24 protein-coding genes are annotated in these 20401 nt (G+C 71.5%); 13 read left to right on the forward strand and 11 right to left on the reverse strand.

The window, feature by feature from the left end; all coding sequences use genetic code 11:
* Positions 1 to 7 precede the first annotated feature (7 nt).
* Positions 8 to 235, reverse strand: coding sequence for a hypothetical protein (locus tag D9599_RS10825; RefSeq protein WP_198381237.1), 228 nt, complete (start codon positions 233 to 235; stop codon positions 8 to 10).
* A 123-nt stretch (positions 236 to 358) separates the two neighbouring features.
* On the opposite strand from D9599_RS10825, the gene D9599_RS10830 reads away from it, so the two are divergent.
* From D9599_RS10830 to D9599_RS10840, 3 genes are read left to right on the forward strand one after another with little or no spacing between them, the layout of a single operon-like run.
* Positions 359 to 724 (forward strand): hypothetical protein, encoded by a 366-nt coding sequence (locus D9599_RS10830; RefSeq protein WP_198381238.1) that lies wholly within the window; start codon positions 359 to 361, stop codon positions 722 to 724.
* A gap of 2 nt (positions 725 to 726) precedes the next feature.
* Complete coding sequence (locus D9599_RS10835; RefSeq protein ID WP_198381239.1) at positions 727 to 1260, forward strand: cell wall hydrolase; 534 nt, start codon at positions 727 to 729, stop codon at positions 1258 to 1260.
* 17 nt (positions 1261 to 1277) lie between these two features.
* The gene (locus tag D9599_RS10840; RefSeq protein ID WP_198381240.1) at positions 1278 to 1634 is read left to right on the forward strand and encodes a DUF952 domain-containing protein; all 357 of its coding nucleotides are present in this window, start codon (positions 1278 to 1280) and stop codon (positions 1632 to 1634) included.
* Positions 1635 to 1638: 4 nt separating this feature from the next.
* Here the strand turns inward: D9599_RS10840 and D9599_RS10845 are convergent, their stop codons facing one another.
* Together D9599_RS10845 and D9599_RS10850 are read right to left on the reverse strand one after the other, a co-directional pair.
* Complete coding sequence (locus tag D9599_RS10845) at positions 1639 to 2694, reverse strand: esterase (RefSeq protein ID WP_198381241.1); 1056 nt, start codon at positions 2692 to 2694, stop codon at positions 1639 to 1641.
* A gap of 90 nt (positions 2695 to 2784) precedes the next feature.
* Positions 2785 to 3633, reverse strand: a complete 849-nt coding sequence (locus tag D9599_RS10850; protein WP_232480356.1) for a DMT family transporter — start codon at positions 3631 to 3633, stop codon at positions 2785 to 2787.
* 119 nt (positions 3634 to 3752) lie between these two features.
* Between D9599_RS10850 and D9599_RS10855 the strand changes: the two genes are divergently transcribed.
* On the forward strand, positions 3753 to 4811 hold the full coding sequence (locus D9599_RS10855) for a quinone-dependent dihydroorotate dehydrogenase (protein WP_198381242.1): 1059 nt from the start codon (positions 3753 to 3755) through the stop codon (positions 4809 to 4811).
* Positions 4811 to 5668 carry a TIGR01459 family HAD-type hydrolase gene (locus tag D9599_RS10860; RefSeq protein ID WP_198381243.1) on the forward strand — a complete coding sequence of 286 codons (858 nt, stop codon included), beginning with the start codon at positions 4811 to 4813 and terminating at the stop codon, positions 5666 to 5668. The genes D9599_RS10855 and D9599_RS10860 overlap by 1 nt, the downstream gene beginning before the upstream one ends.
* Positions 5669 to 5922: 254 nt before the next feature.
* Here the strand turns inward: D9599_RS10860 and D9599_RS10865 are convergent, their stop codons facing one another.
* Positions 5923 to 6129: a hypothetical protein gene (locus tag D9599_RS10865; RefSeq protein ID WP_198381244.1), complete on the reverse strand. Its 207-nt coding sequence runs from the start codon at positions 6127 to 6129 to the stop codon at positions 5923 to 5925.
* 162 nt (positions 6130 to 6291) lie between these two features.
* Between D9599_RS10865 and D9599_RS31930 the strand changes: the two genes are divergently transcribed.
* Positions 6292 to 6639, forward strand: a complete 348-nt coding sequence (locus D9599_RS31930; protein ID WP_198381245.1) for an Hpt domain-containing protein — start codon at positions 6292 to 6294, stop codon at positions 6637 to 6639.
* A 23-nt stretch (positions 6640 to 6662) separates the two neighbouring features.
* Here D9599_RS31930 and D9599_RS10875 read toward each other — a convergent pair whose 3' ends face one another.
* The gene (locus tag D9599_RS10875; RefSeq protein ID WP_198381246.1) at positions 6663 to 9275 is read right to left on the reverse strand and encodes a response regulator; all 2613 of its coding nucleotides are present in this window, start codon (positions 9273 to 9275) and stop codon (positions 6663 to 6665) included.
* A 365-nt stretch (positions 9276 to 9640) separates the two neighbouring features.
* Between D9599_RS10875 and D9599_RS31935 the strand changes: the two genes are divergently transcribed.
* Positions 9641 to 9766 (forward strand): hypothetical protein, encoded by a 126-nt coding sequence (locus tag D9599_RS31935; protein WP_255531562.1) that lies wholly within the window; start codon positions 9641 to 9643, stop codon positions 9764 to 9766.
* A gap of 9 nt (positions 9767 to 9775) precedes the next feature.
* Here the strand turns inward: D9599_RS31935 and D9599_RS10880 are convergent, their stop codons facing one another.
* Positions 9776 to 10453 (reverse strand): GntR family transcriptional regulator, encoded by a 678-nt coding sequence (locus D9599_RS10880; protein ID WP_198381247.1) that lies wholly within the window; start codon positions 10451 to 10453, stop codon positions 9776 to 9778.
* 93 nt (positions 10454 to 10546) lie between these two features.
* Between D9599_RS10880 and D9599_RS10885 the strand changes: the two genes are divergently transcribed.
* From D9599_RS10885 to D9599_RS10900, 4 genes are all read left to right on the forward strand, one after another.
* Entirely contained in the window at positions 10547 to 11767 is a 1221-nt protein-coding gene (locus D9599_RS10885) for a CaiB/BaiF CoA-transferase family protein (protein WP_198381248.1), read from the forward strand.
* 8 nt (positions 11768 to 11775) lie between these two features.
* On the forward strand, positions 11776 to 12591 hold the full coding sequence (locus D9599_RS10890) for an enoyl-CoA hydratase (RefSeq protein ID WP_198381249.1): 816 nt from the start codon (positions 11776 to 11778) through the stop codon (positions 12589 to 12591).
* A gap of 70 nt (positions 12592 to 12661) precedes the next feature.
* Positions 12662 to 13636 (forward strand): tripartite tricarboxylate transporter substrate binding protein, encoded by a 975-nt coding sequence (locus D9599_RS10895; protein ID WP_198381250.1) that lies wholly within the window; start codon positions 12662 to 12664, stop codon positions 13634 to 13636.
* A 4-nt stretch (positions 13637 to 13640) separates the two neighbouring features.
* Positions 13641 to 14423, forward strand: a complete 783-nt coding sequence (locus D9599_RS10900; protein ID WP_198381251.1) for an SDR family oxidoreductase — start codon at positions 13641 to 13643, stop codon at positions 14421 to 14423.
* A gap of 7 nt (positions 14424 to 14430) precedes the next feature.
* On the opposite strand, the gene rfaD is transcribed toward D9599_RS10900, so the two are convergent.
* Positions 14431 to 15414, reverse strand: coding sequence for an ADP-glyceromanno-heptose 6-epimerase (gene rfaD / locus D9599_RS10905; RefSeq protein ID WP_198381252.1), 984 nt, complete (start codon positions 15412 to 15414; stop codon positions 14431 to 14433).
* Between the two features lie 128 nt (positions 15415 to 15542).
* On the opposite strand from rfaD, the gene D9599_RS10910 reads away from it, so the two are divergent.
* On the forward strand, positions 15543 to 16679 hold the full coding sequence (locus D9599_RS10910) for an AGE family epimerase/isomerase (RefSeq protein WP_198381253.1): 1137 nt from the start codon (positions 15543 to 15545) through the stop codon (positions 16677 to 16679).
* On the opposite strand, the gene D9599_RS10915 is transcribed toward D9599_RS10910, so the two are convergent.
* On the reverse strand, positions 16680 to 17399 hold the full coding sequence (locus D9599_RS10915; protein WP_198381254.1) for a M48 family metallopeptidase: 720 nt from the start codon (positions 17397 to 17399) through the stop codon (positions 16680 to 16682).
* A 102-nt stretch (positions 17400 to 17501) separates the two neighbouring features.
* Between D9599_RS10915 and D9599_RS10920 the strand changes: the two genes are divergently transcribed.
* Positions 17502 to 18605, forward strand: a complete 1104-nt coding sequence (locus tag D9599_RS10920; protein WP_198381255.1) for an acyltransferase — start codon at positions 17502 to 17504, stop codon at positions 18603 to 18605.
* On the opposite strand, the gene D9599_RS10925 is transcribed toward D9599_RS10920, so the two are convergent.
* The 3 genes from D9599_RS10925 to D9599_RS10935 are packed head-to-tail and all read right to left on the reverse strand — an operon-like array spanning position 18586 to position 20374.
* Entirely contained in the window at positions 18586 to 18900 is a 315-nt protein-coding gene (locus tag D9599_RS10925; protein WP_375373046.1) for a cupin domain-containing protein, read from the reverse strand. The genes D9599_RS10920 and D9599_RS10925 overlap by 20 nt on opposite strands.
* Positions 18901 to 18905: 5 nt before the next feature.
* Positions 18906 to 19853 carry a dihydrodipicolinate synthase family protein gene (locus D9599_RS10930; protein ID WP_198381257.1) on the reverse strand — a complete coding sequence of 316 codons (948 nt, stop codon included), beginning with the start codon at positions 19851 to 19853 and terminating at the stop codon, positions 18906 to 18908.
* Positions 19850 to 20374: a YcgN family cysteine cluster protein gene (locus D9599_RS10935; RefSeq protein WP_198381258.1), complete on the reverse strand. Its 525-nt coding sequence runs from the start codon at positions 20372 to 20374 to the stop codon at positions 19850 to 19852. The genes D9599_RS10930 and D9599_RS10935 overlap by 4 nt, the downstream gene beginning before the upstream one ends.
* Positions 20375 to 20401: the final 27 nt, after the last annotated feature.

Here is a 20401-nt window from a genome sequence, read left to right on the forward strand (position 1 = left end):
CTCCGCTTCAGGCGGCGGGTCGGGGCAGCCGCAGCACCTCGCTGCCGTGCCGCGCGGTGCCCGCCGCCGTCATGGCGAAACGGCCTGGCGAGACCTCCTCCGCCAGGCCCATCCCGCTCAGCCGCCGCAGGCAGGCCTCGTCCGGCAGCCCGGCCGGACGGGTGCCGCCGCGCGTTAGGAACAGCCGGTGCAGCGCGGACCGGCAGCAGGTCTCGAGATACGGTTCGTTCCACATCCTGGCCACACAGCAACCCTCATAGGCGCCCCGGCAAGTCGGGGCGCTGCCGAGCGGGATCAACCCCCGGACCACGACCTCTGGGGCAAGGATCCCCGCCCCTGACCCTTCGAAGGAGGACCCATGCTGTCCTTTGCCAACGATTCCCAGTGGATCGCCGCGGCGGTCGACACGCCCTTCATGGCCCTGCTCGCCTGGATGCTGCACCAGCTCCGCCGCAGCATGTCCACCTGTCCGGAGCGCGAGCCGCCTGGGCCCACGCCTTCCCCACAGGCATCCTCCCAGGCCGGCGCGCTCGAGCGCACGCGGGAGGAGCTGAGCGCCTTCAAGCTGGAAGTCGCCCGCACTTATGTCCCGCTCTCCCTGATCCGGGACGTGGACGGGCGGCTGACCTCCCACCTCGTCCGGATTGAGCAGAAGCTCGACGAGGCCACCCGTACCGCCCACAGCACGGCCGCGCAGGTGCGCGTGCTCGCCGAGGACCGTTGAACATGCTCTCCACCAAACAGGTCGCCGACGCCGCGGTCGAGGTTCTCGCCCGCACGCTCTACGCCGAGGCCGGGACCCGTCCGGTGCGCGCCATCGAGGCCCTTGCCGCCCTGGCCGCGAACCGCGCGCGCGCCGCGCTGCCACGGCCGCCGCGGGTGAAGGGGGCGGCACCCTTCGCACCCGGCGGCCACGCCCGGCTGCCCGAGCCGCGACCGAGGGAACTCGCGGTCGCCTGCCGCGATCCTTTCCTCTTCCCCACCTGCAACCCGCGCCACCCGGGCCACGCCCTTCTCGTCGCGCCGCCGCCGGCGGATCCGGCGCTCTCGGTCTGCCGCCGGATCGCGGCCCGTGCCCTCTCGGGCGCTCTGGTGGACCCCACGGGCGGCGCCACCCACTGGCACACGGCCGAGCGGCTGCCGGCCTGGGCGGTGGCGCGGGAGGCCCTGGCCGAGATCGGCGGCCTGGTTTTCTACCGCCTGGAGACCGGCCAGGCGCCGGCCCGCCCCGCCGCCCCGGCCCTGGTGGCCGCCGCCTGAACCGGTAGAAAGGGGGAATGGAACCCCTCATCCACACCCTCATGCGCGGCGCTGACTGGCACGCCGCGCAGCAGGCGGGCGGCTACCACGGCAGCGCCGACGACCGGCGCGACGGCTTCCTGCACTTCTCCACCGCCGCCCAGCTGCGCGCCAGCGCCGCGAAGCACCGCGCAGGCGAGGCGGACCTCTGGCTCGTCAGCGCGGAATCGGCGGCTCTCGGCGATGCGCTGCGGTGGGAGCCGGCGGCGGGCGGCAGCCGGCCCGGGCTATTCCCGCACCTCTACGCCGCGCTGCCGCTTGCGGCCGTCCGCGGCGCAGTCTTCCTGCCGCTCGGGCCGGACGGGCTGCACCGCTTCCCGTCCTGGGTGCCGTGAGGGGCTAGCGCCGCTCCCCTACGTTCTTCCCGATCCATCCCATCAGCCAGTCCGCCAGTTCGATCGAGTTCCGGTCCTGCATCAGCATGTGGGAATTCCCGGCGATGCCGATCTCCGGCAGCACGACGAGTTCCACCTTGCCGCCGGCGGCATTGGCCGCGCGCGCGAAGTCGCGGCAGGCGGCCAGGCGCGGCGCCCAGCGCGGCGATTCCTGCACGAAATCCCCCCAGAGGATGAGGATCGGCAGCCCCGCATACGGGGTCATGTCAGAATCCGCGGCCGGGCAGGCGCCGGGCTCGATCGAGACGATGCCTGCGATCCCCTGCCGGCTGCTCGCTGCTGCCTGGAAAGGAAAGATCCCCGATTGCGAGTGGCTGACCAGCACCGCCCCGTCCAGCCGCGCCGCGAGCGCCGAGAGCGCGACCACCGTCGGGTGCGGGGATGGGAGGGAGGCGTTCCAGTCCGGCACCGTCTGCCGCCAGAACTCCTCCTGCGCCTCCAGAGGGAAGAGCATCCCCGGGAAGGTCTCCCCCGCGCGCCGGCCGAAGCGGAAGATCGTCCAGGCATCCTCCCGCCCCGCGCTGAACACCGTCGGCAGCGTCTCCGGTCCTGCCTGTCCAGTCTTCACCGGGTTAATCGTGGTGGGATGCGCGGCCGAGCGCCCGCGCCAGGGCTGGTCCACCACATAGGTCGGATAGCCGCGGCGTAGCAGCACCTCGTCCCAGCCCATGCGCCCGTCCGGCGTCGTTTCCCAGGTCTTGCCCGTCAGGCAGCAGCCATGCACCAGCACGATCGGGCGCCGCGCGCCCGCATCGGCGGGCACCTGGAAGCGCACATACATCTGGTCGATCGTGATCGTGCCGCTCGGCGCATAGGCCGGGATGGTGGAGAGCGAGTCGGAACGCAGGGCGCGCCCGCCAACGAAGAAGGAGCCCTGCTGCTGGATCGAGACCGGCCCCTGGAGGGACGCCGGCGGGGGCTGCTGCGCGGCGGCGGGCAGCGCGGCCAGCGGCGCGGCGAGCAGGGCGGCGAGCCCCGCGACCCTGGATGGGATGGGCATGGACGATCCTTGGCTTCTCGTGGCCGCCCTCTTGTGGCGGCTCCGAGAGGGTAGGGGCGCCAGCCCCCAACCTGTCAAACCCGCCCCCGCTCAGGCCTCGTGCGGCGCGCGCTGCGCCATCACCCCCGCGAAGGCCACAACCGCCGCCCCCGCCCACACCCAGAGGGAGGGCCAGACGCCCCAGATCGTCACATCCGCCACCACAGCGAAGACGAGCGCCGTGAACTCCAGCGGTGCCAGCCGGGGCGCGGAGGCGTAGCGGAAGGCCGTCGCCAGCGCGATCGTGGCCCCCCCCGCGAGCAGCCCGTTGGCCGCCAGAGCCACCGCATCCCCCAGCGGCGGCGGCGTCCATTCCGCCCAGGCCCAGGGCAGCAGCAGCGGAAGTGCCGGCCCCGCGCTCCAGAGGATGAGGCGTCCGAGGCCCGCCTCGTCCCGCAGGCTGCGGTTCATCACGAGCACCATGGCGTGGCAGAAGCTGCCCACCAGTCCCCAACCATAGGCGACCCAGGAACCACCGGCCGAGAGCCCTGGCCAGAGCGCCAGCAGCACCCCCATGAACCCCACCCCGCACCAGCCCCAGGCCGAGGCCGGCACCGGCTCCTTCAGCAGCACGCGGAACAGGGCCAGCAGCATGAAAGGCGCGGTGAAGTAGACGAGATAGCCCTCGGCCAGCGGCAGGTGACGCAGCGACATGAAGAAGCCCATGCCCGATCCCACCATGAAGGCGGCGCGCAGCAACTGCGCCCCCGGCCGTCGCGTGCGCAGCGAACCCAGCGCGTCGCTCCGCACGGTCGCGACGAGCGCCAGCAGCACGAGCAGCACCGCGTAGCGCACCGCCAGCACCTGGCTGACATGGTAGCCGCCCGAGAGCAGCTTCGAGTTGGCGTCGAGCACGGCGAAGAGCCCGAGCGCGGCCAGCAGCAGCAATGGTCCGCGCAAGCAGCCTTTCCCCCATGCATCCTTCGCGCCGCTTCTCCCGTCCCGCCGCCGCCGCGTCAACGCGGGGCCGCGCGCTCTCCCCTGGCCCTTCGCGCCGGGCTGCGGCACAAGCGGCGCCGATGCGCCCCGCTCTCGCCTCCGCCCTCATGCCCTTCGTCCGGGGTCTGGACCCCGAAGGCGCGCATGAGCTCTCGCTGCGCGCCCTCAACTGGGGCCTCGCGGGGCGTGAGCGCCGGCCGGATGACCCGATCCTCGCCGTGCAGGCCCTCGGCCTGAGCTTCAGCAACCCGCTCGGCCTCGCCGCCGGATTCGACAAGAACGCGGTCGCGGTCCTGCCCCTGATGCGCCTCGGCTTCGGCTTCGTGGAGGCCGGCACCGCCACCTTGCGCCCCCAGGTGGGAAATCCCCGCCCCCGCGTCTTCCGGCTGGAGGAGGACCGCGCGGTCATCAACCGGCTCGGCTTCAACAACGCGGGCCTGGAGGCCTATGCAGCCAACCTCGCGGCGCTCCCCCGCCCGCTGCCGGCCGTGCTCGGCGCCAATGTCGGCATCAACAAGGACAGCACGACGCCCGAGCGGGACTACCCCGAGCTCTACCGCCGCGCGGCACCGCTGGTGGACTACGTCACCGTCAACGTCTCCTCCCCCAACACGCCGGGCCTGCGAGACCTGCAAGGCGAGGCGCGGCTGGCCGCAATCCTCGATGCCGTGCTCGCCGCCCGCGCGGAGATGCCCCGCCGCCCGCCCGTGCTGGTGAAGATCGCCCCGGACCTGAGCGAGGCCGCGATGGAGGCGATCGTCGGCACCTGCCTTGACCGCGACATCGCGGGGCTGATCGTCTCCAACACCACGATCGCCCGGCCGGACACGCTGCGCTCCCCGCAGAAGCGCGAGGCGGGCGGGCTCTCGGGGCGGCCGCTCTTCCAAGCCTCTACCGAACTCCTTCGCCGGGTTCACCGTCTCTCCCGCGGTCGCCTCACCCTTGTCGGCGCCGGCGGTGTCGAGAACGGCGAGACCGCCTACTCCAAGATCAAGGCCGGAGCTTCCCTCGTGCAGACCTATGCCGGCTTTGCCTATGGCGGCCCCGCCATGATCCCCCGCCTGAAGCGGGATCTTGCGACCCTTCTCCGCCGGGACGGCTTCCCGAACCTCGCCGCCGCCGTCGGGAGCGAAGCGTGATGAGAATCCTCGACGGCGTCTCGGGCCTCGCCGCCCGGTATCGCGGCTTCGTGCTCGACCTATGGGGCGTGGTGCATGACGGCCAGGCGGCCTTCCCCGGCGTGGCCGATGCCCTCGCCCGGATGAGGGAGGCCGGCGCTCGCGTCGTCTTTCTCTCCAACGCGCCCCGCCGCTCCCACGTGGTGGAGGCCCAGCTCTCTGCCTTCGGCATCGATCGCAGCCTCTATCTCGCGGCCATGACGAGCGGGGAGATCACCTGGCGCCTCCTGCGGGACCGCACCCACCCTTTCGTGCGCGACCTCGGTCCCCGCGCCCTGCATATCGGCGCGCTTCGTGACCACTCGGTGGCCGAGGACCTCGGCATCACCCTTACCGACCGCGCGGACGGGGCCGACTGGCTCCTCAACACCGGCCCGGATCCCGATCGCGGCGGCGTTTCGGTCGATCCCTACGAACCCACCCTCCGCGCGGCGTTGGGCCGCGGCCTGCCCATGCTCTGCGTGAATCCGGACCGTGCGGTGGTCGTCGGCGGGCGGCGCATTATCTGCGCCGGCGCCCTGGCCGAGCGCTACGCGGAACTCGGCGGCGCCACGCTGGAGATCGGGAAGCCCGACCCCGCCGCCTACGACCCGGTCATGGCCCTGCTGGACCTCCCGCGTGAGGCGGTGCTCGCCATCGGAGACAGCCCCCATACGGATCTCGCCGGCGCCCAGGCCGCGGGGCTGGATGCGGTCTGGGCCCTCGGCGGCCTCGCGGCGGAGGAAGGACTGGCGGACGCCGCGCCCGAAACCCTCGCGGCGCGGGCGGCGGAGGAAGGGGTCTCGCCGGTTGCCGCTTTGCGTGGATTGCGCTGGTGACTCCGGGGAGAGGAAGAAGGAATTCTTCCTTTCCCCGGCCCCCTCACCATCATCTTTTCTTCAAGTTGGACTCGCTGAACAGCCGGTGCGCCTCGGGCCGCGGACCCGAGGCGATGGCGTGTTCCGCGACAGCCAGATGCGGGACCAGGAGCCTCAGGCCCTTGGCAGGGTCCGAGGCGCCGTCTCGGACGTGCGGAGAGGGCAGCGTCCTCCCCAGGGGCACTAAAACCAGTCGAACTGGATGAAAAGCTAGCCTATCGCCGCCCTGGCTCCAGCCGATCCCCCACCCAGTTCCCGGCCCGGTCGAGCGCCGCCCCGGTCCCACGCGCGGCCCCGCCGAGGGCTTCTCCGGTGCGGTCGGCGGCGCGGTCGAGCGAGCGCCCAGCGCGCTCCGCCGGGCCGGGTTCGGCGCAACCGGCAACCAGGGCGAGGGCGGCGAGAAGGGTAAGGAGGCGGGGCATCGGGCCTGTTCCGGGGTGGGGAGTGGGGCAAGGATGGCCGGCGTCCGGTCGGAATGCCACTGCCAACCAGCCGAACATCTTCGTGCGAGAGACCGGCGTCCGGCTTTTTGTTGCGATGCGGTTGCATTGACCAACGGAAGCCGGAGGCGCAAAATCCGTTACGTGAGCGCTATAGACCCAGAGGTGGCCGGGCAGTTGGCGGAGGAGCTTCCCCGCGACGTGTTCCTGGGGATCATCCGCAGCTTCGAGCAGGATCTCGCCCGGCTGGTCCGCCAGATGGTCGAGGCCGCACACACCGATGACGCCGAGGAATACCGCCGCGCCGCCCATAGCCTCGCGGGCGCGGCGGGCTCGATTGGCGCCCGGTCTCTTGAGGCCATGGCGCGCCAGGCGATGCGCCGCGACGACCGGACCCCCGCCCAGCAAATGATCCTCGGGATCGGGGCGGAAGCGAAGGCGGCCCTGTCGGAGCTTTCTGTCCTTGCCCGCGGGGCTTCCGGCGCGGACTGAACCGCTCCACAGGAGCCGAGCCGCTACTCCGCTGCCGCCCGCACGCCCTGCGCCAGCCCGATCGCGTGGCTGAGCTGGTCCCGCTGCACCGGCTTGGACAAGTAGTCGTCCATCCCCGCCTCCCGGCACTGACGCTCGAACTCCGCGCCCACGGCGGCGGTCAGACCGACAATGCGGGTCGCGCGGTTCAGCCCCGCCACCCGGATCGACCGCGTAGCCTCCAGCCCGTCCATCACGGGCATCTGCAGGTCCATGAGGATCACGTCGAAGACCGTCTCGCGGCAGTGCTGCACCGCCTCGAGGCCGTTGCCCGCCACCGTCACCTCCGCGCCGAACCGCGCCAGCAGGGCGCGCATCAGGAGCTGGTTGGTCGCGTTGTCCTCCACCAGGAGGATGCGCAGTCCGGCCTCCTCGGCGGGCTCGGCACCGCCCGGCACGCTCGGGCGCTGGGCGGCCGGGGAGAGGGCCTGCACCACCGCCTCCAGCAGCCGCCCGGGCAGGGCGGGCTTGAGCAGCATCGTGTCGAACAGCTCCTGCAGCATGCCCTGGGCCGGGATCTGATGCGCCTCCACCCCGAAGGAGAGAAGGATGAGCGCGGGGTTCCCAAGGAGCTCCGCCTCCGCCCGGACTCGCCGGGCCATTTCGAAGCCACCCATGCCCGGCATCCCCGCATCCACCAGGGCCGCGTGGAAGGGGGTGCCGCGCCGGGCCGCGAGCCGCAGCATGTGCAGCGCCGCCTCCCCATTCTCGGCCGAAAGGGCGGAGCCACCGGCGGCGTTGAGCTGCCGCACCATGATCTCGCGGTTGAGCAGCAGGTCGTCCACCACCAGGATGCGGCGCCCGGCGAGCGGCGGCGGCGCGGGCAGCGGCCGGGGCATCTCGCCCACCTCGATCCAGAAACGGAAGACGCTGCCGCCGCCCTTCCGCGGCGTCGCCTCGATCCCGCCGCCCATCTGCTCGGCCAGCTTGCGGCAGATCGCGAGGCCCAGGCCCGTGCCGCCGTATTTACGGCTGATGGAGGCATCGGCCTGGGTGAAGCGCTCGAACAGCATCGGCACCTTGTCGGCATCGACGCCGATGCCGGTATCGGCCACGGAGCAGGTCAGCCGCAGCGCCCCCTCTACCCCCTCCACGCGCGCGGCGTGGAGCGAAACCTCGATCCAACCGGCCTCGGTGAACTTGATGGCATTGCCGACGAGGTTGAACAGGATCTGGCGGAACCGCCCGGGATCCCCCAGCACCTGCCGCGGCAGGTCCGGCGGCAGCGAGGCCACCATCTCCACCCCCTTCGACAGCGCGCGGTCCGCGAAGAGCTCCACGATGGTGGAGATCTCGCTCTCCAGTGTGAAGGGGATGTGCTCGTGCTCGATCATCCCGGCCTCGAGCTTCGAGAAGTCGAGGATGTCGTTCAGCACCATCAGCAGGTGCTCGGCGCTGCCCTGGATCGTCTCGGCGTAGCGCCGCTGGATGGTGTCGAGCTGTGAGTCGAGCAGCAGGCCGGTCATGCCGATCACGCCGTTCATCGGCGTGCGGATCTCGTGGCTCATGGCTGCAAGGAATTCCTCCTTCGCCCGCGTCGCCGCCCGCGCCTCGCGCTCGCTCTCGGAGAGTGCGTCGCCCTGGGCCTTCAGCGCCGCCGCCTGGCGGGACATGAGCCAGAGGGCGACGAGCATCATGGCGGCGATCGCGACCCCACCGCCGATCAGCAGCGCGCCTAACCGCTCCACCCCCTCGAAGGCCGCCGCCTTGCGCCGGGCGGCCTCGATCACGAGCGTGCCCTGGCGGATGGTGGAAAAGGAGGCGAAGACCTCCTGCCCGTCCTGATCGAGGCCAGAGAAGGTGCCGCTCTCGCGCCGGGGCAGGAAGTCGCGGAACAGCCAGGCCCCGTTGTTTGCCTCGCCCACCCCGTCCACCCGCCCGTCCGAACGGGCGAGGAGGACGCCGTTGAGGGAGTGGATGCGGACCGTTACCCCGAAGGCCTCCGCGTGGCGGCGGCCGACCGAGATGAGATAGTCCGGGTTCAGCAGCGCGACCGTCGCCCCGTTGAAGTCCCCGCGGGCAGTGCGCAACCCTCGTGCGAGGGGGATGGACCAGATTCCCGCTGTCTGGATGGCGCGTGCCTGCAGGGAGGCCGAGCCGCCGAGGAAGCGCCCCGCCTCGGGTGAGCCCAGCCGGAGGGCCGGCCCGCCCATCCGCAGCCCCCGGAACCAGTCGCGGTCGGCGACCGAGGCACCGCGAAGGCTCTCGACCGTCGAGGCGGTGACGATCCCGTTGGCGTCCACGATCAGCACGGCACGGAGCTGCGGCACGTCGCGGATACGCCCGGCGAGGGCGCGGGCGGTGGCGGCCGGGTCCGCATCGGTACTGCGCTCGGCCATGTCCAGCAGGACGAAGTCCACGGTCTGGATGGCGCGGGCGAGCTGGTCGGCCATCGCGGCCGTCACGCCCAGTGTCAGTCGTTCCGCCTCGTGCGCGGCCTCTCGTTGGCCGCGATCAAAGAGAACAATATAGACAGCGGCAAAACATGCTCCGACCACGAGCACAGTCGCACCGAAGAGACGCCAGGGCCGAGGCGCGGCCGGCTTTGCCGGTCCGAGCTTCAGAACCCGACGAAGGGAGGAAGGGGCTGTGTTCATCGGTGGCCTGATCGCCATCATCGCAGGGCTCGTCACCATTTGCGAGGGCAGCGGCACCTTCCAGGGCCTGATACATGTCGCTTTCGCACAGATTATTTTCAATTCGGGAACCTCGAGCGGTCCGGCACCCGGTGCCGGCCGGCTCCCCCTCATCCAGTCCCGGCGGAAGCTTCACGTCTGCACCATCCCTGACCTGCCCACGGTCTCCTGGCAGAATGCCCGGAACGGGGAACTGGAAAGGCTCGACGCAGAGATGGCCCGGGCGCCGGCCGCGCGCCTGAAACTCCGCTCGGCCATGCCGACCACCGCGTCCGGGGTGGTCGGCATGACCGAGCGGGGCGGCTGCGCCGTAGCCATAGGCGGCATTGGCATCAGCCCGGCCCGCGCCGCGCGAGGACAATGCCGGGCTGGCGGAGCTGAACGACTTCCTCGCGGCCAGCAAGACCGATGGCTCCCTCGCCCGCGCTGCCACCCGCGGGACGGGCTGGTGAACTGACCCGCTACCCCTCGCCGAGGGATTCGATCCAGCGCCGCTTGCCGCCCTCCGCCACATGCGCCTCCCCCAGGGTGCGGGCGAGGAGGATGTCCCCGGCGGCGGCGGCCTCCAGCATGGCCGCGTGCTCGGCGTTGCTCCGCCGCATCCGGTCGGGATGGGCAAGCGAGCGCTGCCGCACGAGATGGCTCTCCTTGATCAGGAGGTCGTAGAGGCCGGCGGCGCGGCGATGCCCGGCGGCGCGGTGCAGCGCCTCGTGGAAGAGAAGGTTCTCCGCGTAGTAGCCGGCGGCGTCCCCTGCGCTGGCCATGGCCTCCATCGTTGCCACCTGCGCGCGGAGCTCATCCAGCACGCCCACCGCCAGCGCGCCCCTGGCCACCCGCTCCGCGATTCGCGCGAGGATGAAGCCCTGCAGCAGGGCGCGCATGTCGTAGAGTTCCGCCATCTCCGCGGGCTCCAGCCGGCGCACGCTCATTCCCTGGCCGGCCGGGCCGGCGGAGAGCAGCCCGTCGCGCTCCAGCCCGCGCAGCGCCTCCCGCAACGGCCCGCGCGAGAGGCCGAGGCGCGCGGCCAACGCCACCTCGTTCAGCCGCGTGCCCGGCGCCAGCTCGCCCGAGAGAATCAGCCGCTCGACCGCCTCCCGTGCGCGCGCCGACAGCGATCCCTGGGGGGGAAGGGTGTCCATGGCCCAGGGCATCACGCCGCCGCGCGCCCTGTCAACAGGCTGTTGACAGGCAGGCGCCGCCACCGCAGCCTGGGTGCCGACGGAGGAGATGCCATGCTCGACGCCCCGAACCCGGCTGCGGAAAGCGGCGCCGGCGCCACCGCCGGCGCGCTCTCCCGCTTCAAGGTGCTCGACCTCACCCGCGTCCGCTCCGGCCCGACCTGCGTGCGCCAGCTCGCCGACTGGGGTGCGCAGGTCGTCAAGATCGAGATGCCCGAGGGACTGGACCAGGGCGACCCTATGGGCGGCCCGCGTGGCGGCCCCGACTTCCAGAACCTGCACCGCAACAAGCGCGGCCTGACGCTGAACCTGAAGTCGGCCGAGGGCGTCGCGATCCTCAAGAAGCTGGTACGCGAGGCCGATGTGCTGGTGGAGAACTTCCGCCCGGACGTGAAGGACCGCCTCGGCATTGGCTACAAGGACCTCTCGGCCGAGAACCCGCGCCTCGTCTACGCCTCCATCTCCGGCTTCGGGCAGGACGGGCCCTATGCGGGGCGGCCCGGCTTCGACCAGATCGCGCAGGGCATGGGCGGGCTGATGTCCATCACCGGCCTGCCCGGCCAGGGGCCGGTGCGCGTCGGCATTCCCATTGCCGACCTCTGCGCCGGGCTCTTCGCGGCCCAGGGGATCATGGTGGCGCTGCTGGAGCGCGAGGTCTCGGGCAAGGGCCAGTGGGTGCAGACCTCGCTCTTGCAGGCCCAGGCCTTCATGCTCGACTTCCAGGCCGCGCGCTGGCTCCAGGCCGGCGAGGTGCCGAAGCAGGCCGGCAACAACCACCCGACGAGCATCCCGACCGGCGTCTTCAAGACAAAGGACGGGCACATCAACATCGCCGCCACCGGCAACGCCATTTGGAAGCGCTTCGCCATCGCCGCCGGTGCGCCGGAATGGTTGGAGGACCCGCGCTTCAAGGACTCCGCCGCGCGCTCGGAGAATCGCGACGCGCTGAACGCGCTGATCGACGAGAAGATCGCTGAGCGCACGAGCGAGGAATGGGTGACGGCGCTGAACGAGGCCGGCGTGCCCGCGGGGCCGATCTACTCGATCGACCAGATGTTCGAGGACCCGCAGGTGAAGCACCTGGGCATCGCGACCACACTCGACGACGGCGCGAAGCAGCAGACCTATGTCGCGCAGCCCATCGGCCTCTCGCGCACGCCCGCCCGCATTGCCAGCCACCCGCCGGCGATCGGCGAGCACTCCGCCGCCGTGCTGCGCGAGGCCGGCTACACCGACGACGAGATCGCGGACTTCAAGAACCGCCAGGTGATCTAGGACCCATCATGCCCGACGCCCTTCCCCCGCCGAACCCGGCGCTTGGCACCGACAAGATGCTCTCCAGGAAGGAGGGCGGCGTCGGCTGGATGATCTTCAACAATCCCGAGCGCCACAACGCCGTCTCCATGGAGATGTGGACGGCGGCGGAGAAGATCCTCGCTGATTTCGCCGCGGACCCCGAGGTTCGCGTCGTGGTCGTGACCGGCGCGGGCGGCAAGGCCTTCGTCTCCGGCGCCGACATCTCGAAGTTCGAGAGCGAGCGCTCGTCCAAGGAGGCGGTGGACGCCTATCAGGCGCAGACCGCCAAGGTGTATGACGCGCTGGCGGATTTCGCGAAGCCGACCATCGCCGCCATCCGCGGCCACTGCATCGGCGGCGGCAGCGCGCTGGCCGTCTGCTGCGATCTTCGCATCTGCACCGAGCGGTCCTCCTTCGGCATTCCCGCCGCGAAGCTCGGCCTCGGCTACCCGCTGAAGGGCATCCGGCGCTTGGTGGAGATCGTCGGGCCTTCCTTTGCAAAGGAGCTGTTCTTCACCGCCAAGCGCTTCACCGCCGAGGACGCGCGGGTGATGGGCCTGGTGAACCGCGTGGTGGCCGACGAGGCGCTGGAGGCGACGATCACCGACTACGCCACCACCATCGCCGGCAATGCCCCGCTCACGGTCGGTTCCGTGAAGGCCATCGTGGGCGAGGCGCTGAAGGCGCAGCCCGACGAGGCCCTCTGCGCCCGCCTCGTCGCCGAGTGCTTCGCCAGCGAGGACTATATCGAGGGCCGCCGTGCCTTCATGGAGAAGCGCCCGCCGCAGTTCCAGGGGCGCTGAGCCACAAGGGGCGCCTCCTGCCAAGCCCCGCGCCAGACGGGATGGGGGCTGCCCGAAGGGGAGGGAAACAGTGATCAACCGTCGTAGCCTGCTCGGCGCCGGGGGCCTCGCCCTCGCGCTGCCCGCCATCCACGCTCGCGCCCAGGAATCCTGGCCAAGCAAGCCCATCCGCATCGTCGTGGGCTTCGCCGCCGGCGGGGCCACCGACATCAGCACGCGGGTGATGCAGCCGAAGCTCTCCGCCATCCTCGGCGTGCCCGTGGTGATCGAGAACCGGCCGGGCGCGGGCGGCAACCTCGCGACCGAGGTGGTGGTGCGCGCCCCGCCCGACGGCAGCACCTTCCTGATGGGCACGATCGGCGCGCTGGCCATCAATCCCAGCCTCTATGCCAGCCTGCCCTTCGACCCTCAGGCGGACCTGACGCCGGTCGCCATGGCGGGGAATGTGCTGAACGTGCTCGTCGTGCCGGCGGATCGCCCATGGAGGAGCGTGGCGGAGCTGATCGCCGCGGCGAAGGCCCGGCCGGACACCATCACCTACGGCTCGTCCGGCGTGGGTGGCGCAGGGCACCTGGCGGGGGCCCTGCTGGACAGGATGGCGGGCATCAGCACCGTTCACGTGCCCTATCGTGGCGGCGGGCCGATGATGACGGATCTGATCGGCGGCAAGGTGGACTACGCCTTCTCCACGGCGCCTACCGCGCTACCGCAGGTGCAGTCCGGGCGGCTGCGGCTGCTGGCGGTGCCCACTGCCCAGCGCATCCGCGCCCAGTCCGACGTGCCCACGGTCGCCGAAACCCTGCCGGGTTACGAGGTGCAGAACTGGTACGCCCTGGTCGGGCCGAAGGGCCTTTCCCCCGCGATTGTCACCCGCATGAACGCCGCCATGCGGGAGGCCCTGGCCGATCCCACTGTTTCCGCCTCCCTGGAAGGGCAGGGGGTGGAGCCACTGCCCAGCTCGCCCGAGGAACTCGCCCGCTTCATCCGGGAGGAGACGGAAAAATGGGCGCCGATCGTGCGCGAGACAGGCGCCAAGGTGGAGTAGGGGCATGGATCTCGGAATGCGCGGCCGCCGCGCCCTCGTCATCGGCGGCTCCTCCGGGATCGGCCTCGCCACGGCGGGGCTGCTGCTGAAGGAGGGGGCGGAGGTCACCATCGCCGGGCGCGATGCCGGGCGGCTGGAGGCAGCGCGCGCGGGGTTGCAGGCGGAGACGGGCTCGGCGCCCGCCACCGCCGTCCTCGACCAGTCCGATCCCGCCGCGCTTGCTGCTTTCATCGCCGGCATGGGGGCGGTGCCGCTGCACGCCCTTGTCTGCGCCGCCGGCGGCAGCCGACGCAGCGCCTTCGAGGACCTGTCCGACGAGGCTTGGCTGGAGAACTACGAGTTCAACATTCTCGGCACCGTCCGTGCCGTGCGCGCCTTCCTGCCGGCGCTCCGCCGGGCCGGGGACGCGCGCGTGGTGCTGCTCGGCGCCGTCTCGGCCCGACAGCCCACGGCGCACCAGGTGGTGTCGAACGTCCACAAGGCCGGTGTGCTGGCGCTCGCCAAGACGCTGGCGATCGAGCTGGCACCGGACGGCATCGCGGTGAACAGCGTCTCCCCCGGCCGCGCCCTCACCCCGTTGTGGCAGAACCGCGCGGCGCAGATGTCGCGCGACGAGGGCATCAGCGAGGCGGAGGTCCTCGCCCGCGCCTCCGCCGACATCCCCATGCGCCGCTTCGGCACGGCGGAGGAGGTCGCGGTGATGGTCGCCTTCCTCGCGGCCCCTGTCGCCGCCTATGTCACGGGGCAGGGCGTGGCGGTGGATGGCGGCTGGCAGCGCGCGGTGTGACGCGCGTTCAGCGGTAGCGGTCTTCCTTCACCAGGAACCCCGTCACGTAGCGCGCGACGCCCTCCTCCAGCGAGGTCATCGGCGCGTTGTAGCCGGCACCCCGCAGCTTCGAGATGTCGGCCTCCGTCCAGTACTGGTAGCGGCCGCGCAGCTTCTCCGGCATCGGGAAGTACTCGATGCGCGGCGGCCGGTTGAGTGCCGCGAAGACCGCGCGCGCCATGTCCGCGAAGCTGCGCGCTCCGCCCGAGCCGATGTTGTAGAGGCCGGACGCCGCATTCCCCCGCAGCAGCCAGAGCATCACGTCGCAGAGGTCGTCCACATGGACGAAGTCGCGGGACTGCCCGCCATCCTCGATACCCGGCCGGTCGGAGGCGAAGAGCCGCGCGGGCTCGCCCCGCAGCACCGCCTCGGTGATGTTGAGGGCGGCGCTCGTCATGCCGTGCTTGTGGTACTCGTTGGGGCCGTAGACGTTGAAGAACTTCAGCCCGTACCAGCGCGGCGGGGTGGGGCGCCCCGCCTCCACCTCGCGCGCGACGCGGCGGTCGAAGACGTGCTTGCTCCAGCCGTAGAGGTTCAGCGGCTGAAGCCCCGCCAGGAACTCCGGCGTGTCGCGGTCGAGGAAGCCGGCATCGCCGTTGCCATAGGTCGCGGCGGAGGAGGCGTAGATCAGCGGCACGCCCGCGGCCGTGCAATGCCGCCACAACATGAGCGAGGCGGCGAAGTTGTGCTCCATCACCTCGTCGCCGTCGGCCGCCGTCGTGTCGGAATTGGCGCCGAGATGGATGACGGCCTCGACCGGCGGCGCGTTCCGCAGCCAGTCGCGCAGCGCGTCGATCGGCACGAAGTCGGTGAACTCGTGCCGCCGCAGGTTCCGCCACTTCTCGCCGGTGCCCAGCGCGTCGCAGATCACCACATCCGTCACGCCCGCCTCGTTCAGCCGCGCGAGCAGGTTGGACCCGATGAACCCCGCGGCTCCCGTCAGCAGTATCACGGCGCGACCCTCCTCGATCTCGCGGCGGGCCCGCTCTAAGAGGGGCGCCGAAGCCGGCCCTTTTACAGCCCCGGCCCGGTGGCACCACCCCGCCCGGCCCCCATCCCCGACCGCGCGGAGGCGGACAGATGAGCGGTGCCCCCGTCAGCAGCGCGTCGGCGGAGGCGGCCCGCCTCCTCGCCTGGCTGCGCGACGAGGCGTGGCCGCTCTGGCTGGAGCATGGCGTGGACTGGGCGCGCGGTGGCTTCAACGAATGTCTGGACCTGCGGACGCTTCAAAGCCCTGCGCCCTTCCGCCGCCTGCGCGTCGCGGCGCGGCAGGTCTATGTCCTCTCCCAGGCGCACCGCTTCGGCCTGCCCCGCGCGGGCGAGGCGGTGGAACTCGGCACCGCCTTCCTGCTGGGGCGGGCGAGGGAAGCGGATGGCGGCTATGCCCGCCTCTTCGACCTCGGGGGCCGCGTGACCGACGCGCAGCGCGACCTCTACGACCACGCCTTCGTGCTTCTCGCCCTTGCCAGCGCCGCACGGGTGCTGCCGGCGGCCCCGTTGCGGAAGGCGGCGCTGGCGCTGCTCCGCTACCTCGACGGCCACCTCGCCCATGCGCTCGGCGGCTATGCGGAGGGCCTGCCACCGAGCCTGCCGCGGCGCCAGAACCCGCACATGCACCTGCTGGAAGCGCTGCTCGCCGCTGCCGAAGCCTTCGGCGACGACCTCTTCCTCCACCGCGCGACAGGGTTGGTGGACCTCTTCCTCGCCCGCTTCCGCGACCCCCGCACGGGCAGCCTGCCGGAATACTATGCGGAGGATCTGACCCCGGAGCGGGAAGGGGGTCGGCACGTGCTGGAGCCCGGTCACCACTGCGAATGGGTCTGGCTGCTCGACTGGCACGCGCGGCTCGTGGGGGAGTGCCCCGGCGTGGCCGAGGCGGTGGCGGGACTTCTCGGCTTCGTGGACCGCCACGGCATCAACCCGCGCCTCGGCACCCTCTACGACGAGCTCTGGAGCGATGGTTCGGTGAAGGCCGCCGGCTCCCGCCTCTGGCCCCAGACCGAAAGACTGAAATCAGAGGCCCTGCGCCCGGGCGCGGCCCCTGCAGGCTTCGCAAGCGCCGCGAACGCCCTCCGCCGGCACCTCGACGGCGCTCCGCCCGGTCTCTGGCATGAGCGCCTGGACGAGCACGGCCGCCCGAGCGGCGAGCCCGCGCCCGCCAGCAGCCTCTATCACCTCACGGCCGGTATTCTCACCGTCGCCGAGGTGGTCGGCTGATCATCCCACCCGCAGCAGGGTCGGCCCGTTCCGCCGGAGCCAGTCCTGCGCCGCCTCCCGGTGCGGGGTCAGGCGGGCGACATGGGCCCAGAAGCGGTCGGAGTGGTTCAGCTCCCGCAGATGCCCGACCTCGTGTGCCACGACGTAGTCGAGCACCCAGTCCGGCGCCATCACCAGCCGCCAGGAGAAGGCCAGCGTGCCGTCCGGCGCGCAGCTTCCCCAGCGGGAGCGCGTGTCCTTGAGCACGATCCGCCGGATCTTCACCCCAAGCGAGGCCGCGTGCCCTGCCGCCAGCACGGCGATCCGCCGCTTCGCCTCCGCCTTGAGAAAATCGCCCACCCGGCGGGTGAGAAAGGCCTTGTCTCCGGCCACCACGATCTCGCCGTTCCAGAGGATGGCCGGACCGCGGGCGGTGGGGTCATGGCGGATCACGTGCGGCACGCCGCCCAGCGGGACGGCCTGCCCCTCGGCCAGCGGCACGGCGGGCGCCAGGCTGCCCAGGCGCTCCTTCACCCAAGCCGCATGGGTGTTCAGCAGCGCCATCCCCGCCCTGCGGCCCGAGCGCGGCGGCAGGGTGACCACCACCTCTCCTGCGCGGGGATCGATCCGCAGCGAGACCCGCCGCGCGCGCGCCGAACGGTTCCAGCGCACCGGCGTTGGCGTGGGCAGGGCCAGCGGATGGGCACGCAGGGGAACGACTTCGGTCTCGTTATGTTCCATGGAAAGAGAATGGACCCTCCCCACGGTTCGGTTCAACGACTTGACAGCGGCAAGGATGATCCGGTGGAGCGTGCAACGCAAAAATATCATAAAGACAGTAACTTGCCCTCAGCGTCTTCCCGCATCGCCTTCGCCCAGGCCCTGCGCGGCTTGGCTGCCGTCTCCGTCCTGCTGAGCCACTACACACAGCACTTCTGGACCAACCGGACGACGGCCGGCGCCCTCGTCGGCGCGCCGATCTGGGATGGGCCCTCACCCGGCGTGCTCGCCCTCCACCTCGCCCTGCCGCCGGGCTTCGCGGGGCATTTCGGCGTGGCTGTCTTCTTCCTCATCAGCGGCTTCGTCGTCCCGCTTTCCCTCGTCGGACGGGGGAGGGCGGGCTTCGCGCTCGGGCGGGTGCTGCGGATCTGGCCAACCTATGCTGCAGGGCTCCTGGTCACCATGGCCGCCGTCTGGGGCTGCGCGCGCCACTTCGGCAATCCCGTGCCCTTCGGGATCGGCCAGTGGCTGGCCCACCTGCTGTTCGTGCAGGACGTGCTGGGCCTGCCGACAATCGATGGCATCAGTTGGACACTCGCCATCGAGGTCCGCTTCTATCTTCTCTGCCTGCTGATCGCCCCCGCGATCCGGGCCGGGAGGGTACGGCCGCTGCTGGTAGCGGGGCTCGTCCTGGCGGGTCTCTCGGCCATCGCCGCCACCATTCCCTGGCCGCCGGGCTGGGAGGCGGCGCGCGAGGAACTGGCGCTGAGCGCGCAGATGATCACCTTCATGCTCGTCGGCACCGTCTTCGCGGCTTTCCGCCGGGGCACGGCCGGCGGCGCGGCCTTCCTCGGCACCGGCGCGGTGCTGCTCGGCCTCTTCGGCCTGCAATGGGCGGGCGGGATGATGGGCTGGCAGACCGTATCGGGACTGACCGCCTATGGCTGCGCCCTCGCCCTGTTCGGCGGCCTTTTCGCCATCCGCCACCGCATCCGGCGCGTCCCGGCGCCGCTCGATGCGCTCGCCCGGATCAGCTACCCGCTCTATGTGGTGCACGCGGTGGCCGGCTACGCGGTGATGCGCCTGCTGCTGGAAGCTGGCACCCCGGCCGGGGCCGCCATCCTGGCGACGACAGCCCTCGCCCTCGCCGCCGCGACCTTGCTGCACCTGCTGGTTGAGGTTCCGACCCAGCGGGCCGGGCATCTCGTCAGCCGGGGTGGGCCTTGAACTCGATCTCCACGAAGGAGAAGGGCTCGGTCCCGCCGTTGATCACGTTGTGCTCCACCCCCGGCGGGCGGGAATAGGAGACGCCCGCGCGGATGGTCGCCTCCCGCGTGGCGCCGCCGGGTTCCTCCAGCGTCATCGTCCCGTCCGTCACGGGCACGACCAGGTAGGCCCAGCCGTGCCGGTGCCAGCCCGTCTCCGAGCCGGGCGGGAAGTCCCAGCGCGTGACGCGGGAGGTCTCGTCATCCACCTGCACGGTGGAGACGGCGGGGATGCGGCAGCGCAGCGGCTCGGACACGGCACTCATTCGGCGGCCAGGGACATGCCGTACTCGGCCAGGCCGGGAAGGGGCAGGGCGCCGGTCCCCTGCCAGGCCTGCCAGACCGCATCCGCCTGGGCCGGCGAGAGGCGGGTGTTCGGCGGGCGGATATGGCGCCAGGCTTCGTCGTTCGTGCTGCGGGCGAGGACCTCGCGCAGCCCCGCGATCAGCGGCACGGAACTGGCCGCGGCGCGGCCGGCCTTCAGCACGGCCTGGGCGGCATCCGCCTCCGGCCCTGTCCGCTTGGAATAGACCACCTGGGAGAAGCGGGCGACGATATTGGCCGCCGCCGTGATGCAGCCGGCCGCGCCGATGGCCAGCATTTCCTGCAGCAGGTTGTCCGCGCCCGGATAGACCTCGAAGCCGCGGGAGGCGAAGGCCTTGATGAAGCCCTCGGCCTGAGCGGGGTCGCCCGTGCTGTCCTTCACGCCGCGCACCACGCCCGGGAAGGCGTCCAGCAGCCGCCCGATGAGCTCGAGGGAGAGAGGCACCGCCGACTGGGCGGGGAAGTGGTAGAGATAGAAGGCGAGCCCGCTGCCGCTGCGCTCGATCACCTCCGAGAAATAGGCGTAAAGCCCCTCGTCTGTCGGGTTCTTGTAGTAGAAGGGCGGCAGCACGAGAACGCCGGGGCAGCCGAGGTCGCGGGCGTGGCGCGACAGCTCCACGGTGTCGGAAAGGTTGGTGGTGCCCGTGCCCGGCATCAGCCGCGTCACCGGCACGTCGTTCTGTACCAGGGATTCCAGGACTACCCGGCGTTCCTTGAGGCCGAAGGAATTCGCCTCCCCGGTGGTGCCGAGCACGCCCAGCCCGTCGCAGCCGTTTGCCAGCAGCCACTTCGCGTGGGCGGCGGTGCGGACATGGTCCGGCGAGAGGTCGGCGTGCACCGCCGTGATCAGCGCGGCGTTCACGCCGCTGTAGAGGGCCTTGGTCATCCCGTCTTCCTCCTCGTCTGCCGGACCGCTTCCGCCGCCCGCTGTTCCGCCATCCTGGGCGCGCTGCGCCGGTTGGGCCAGCGACCCGGCCATGTCACCACATGGTCTTCCAGCGCCCCCGCGTCCCGCTCCGATACGACACGGCCGCGGACCGAGATGCCGGCGCGGTGGACGCTCTCCGGATCCCCAGACACCAGCGGGTGCCATTCCGGTAGGTCCTGCCCGCGGGCAAGGAGATGGTAGGCGCAGGTGGGCGGCAGCCAGTCCAGCGCCGGCACCATCTTCGCCTTCAGCTGCACGCAATCCGGCACGTGGTCGCGGCGGTTGGCGTAGTCGCGGCAGCCGCAGCCCTGGGGATCGAGCATGCGGCAGGCGACGTTGGTGAAGTGGACCTCCTCGGTGTCCTCGTCGCGAATCTTGTGCAGGCAGCAGCGCCCGCAGCCGTCGCAGAGGGATTCCCACTCGGCGCGCGTCATCGCGGAGAGGGATTTTCGCTTCCAGAAGGGGAGGTTATCGGCCACCCGCTTCCCTACACCCGGCGGGAGGGG

Source organism: Roseomonas sp. KE2513, assembly GCF_016107305.1.
Taxonomy (GTDB): domain Bacteria; phylum Pseudomonadota; class Alphaproteobacteria; order Acetobacterales; family Acetobacteraceae; genus Roseomonas.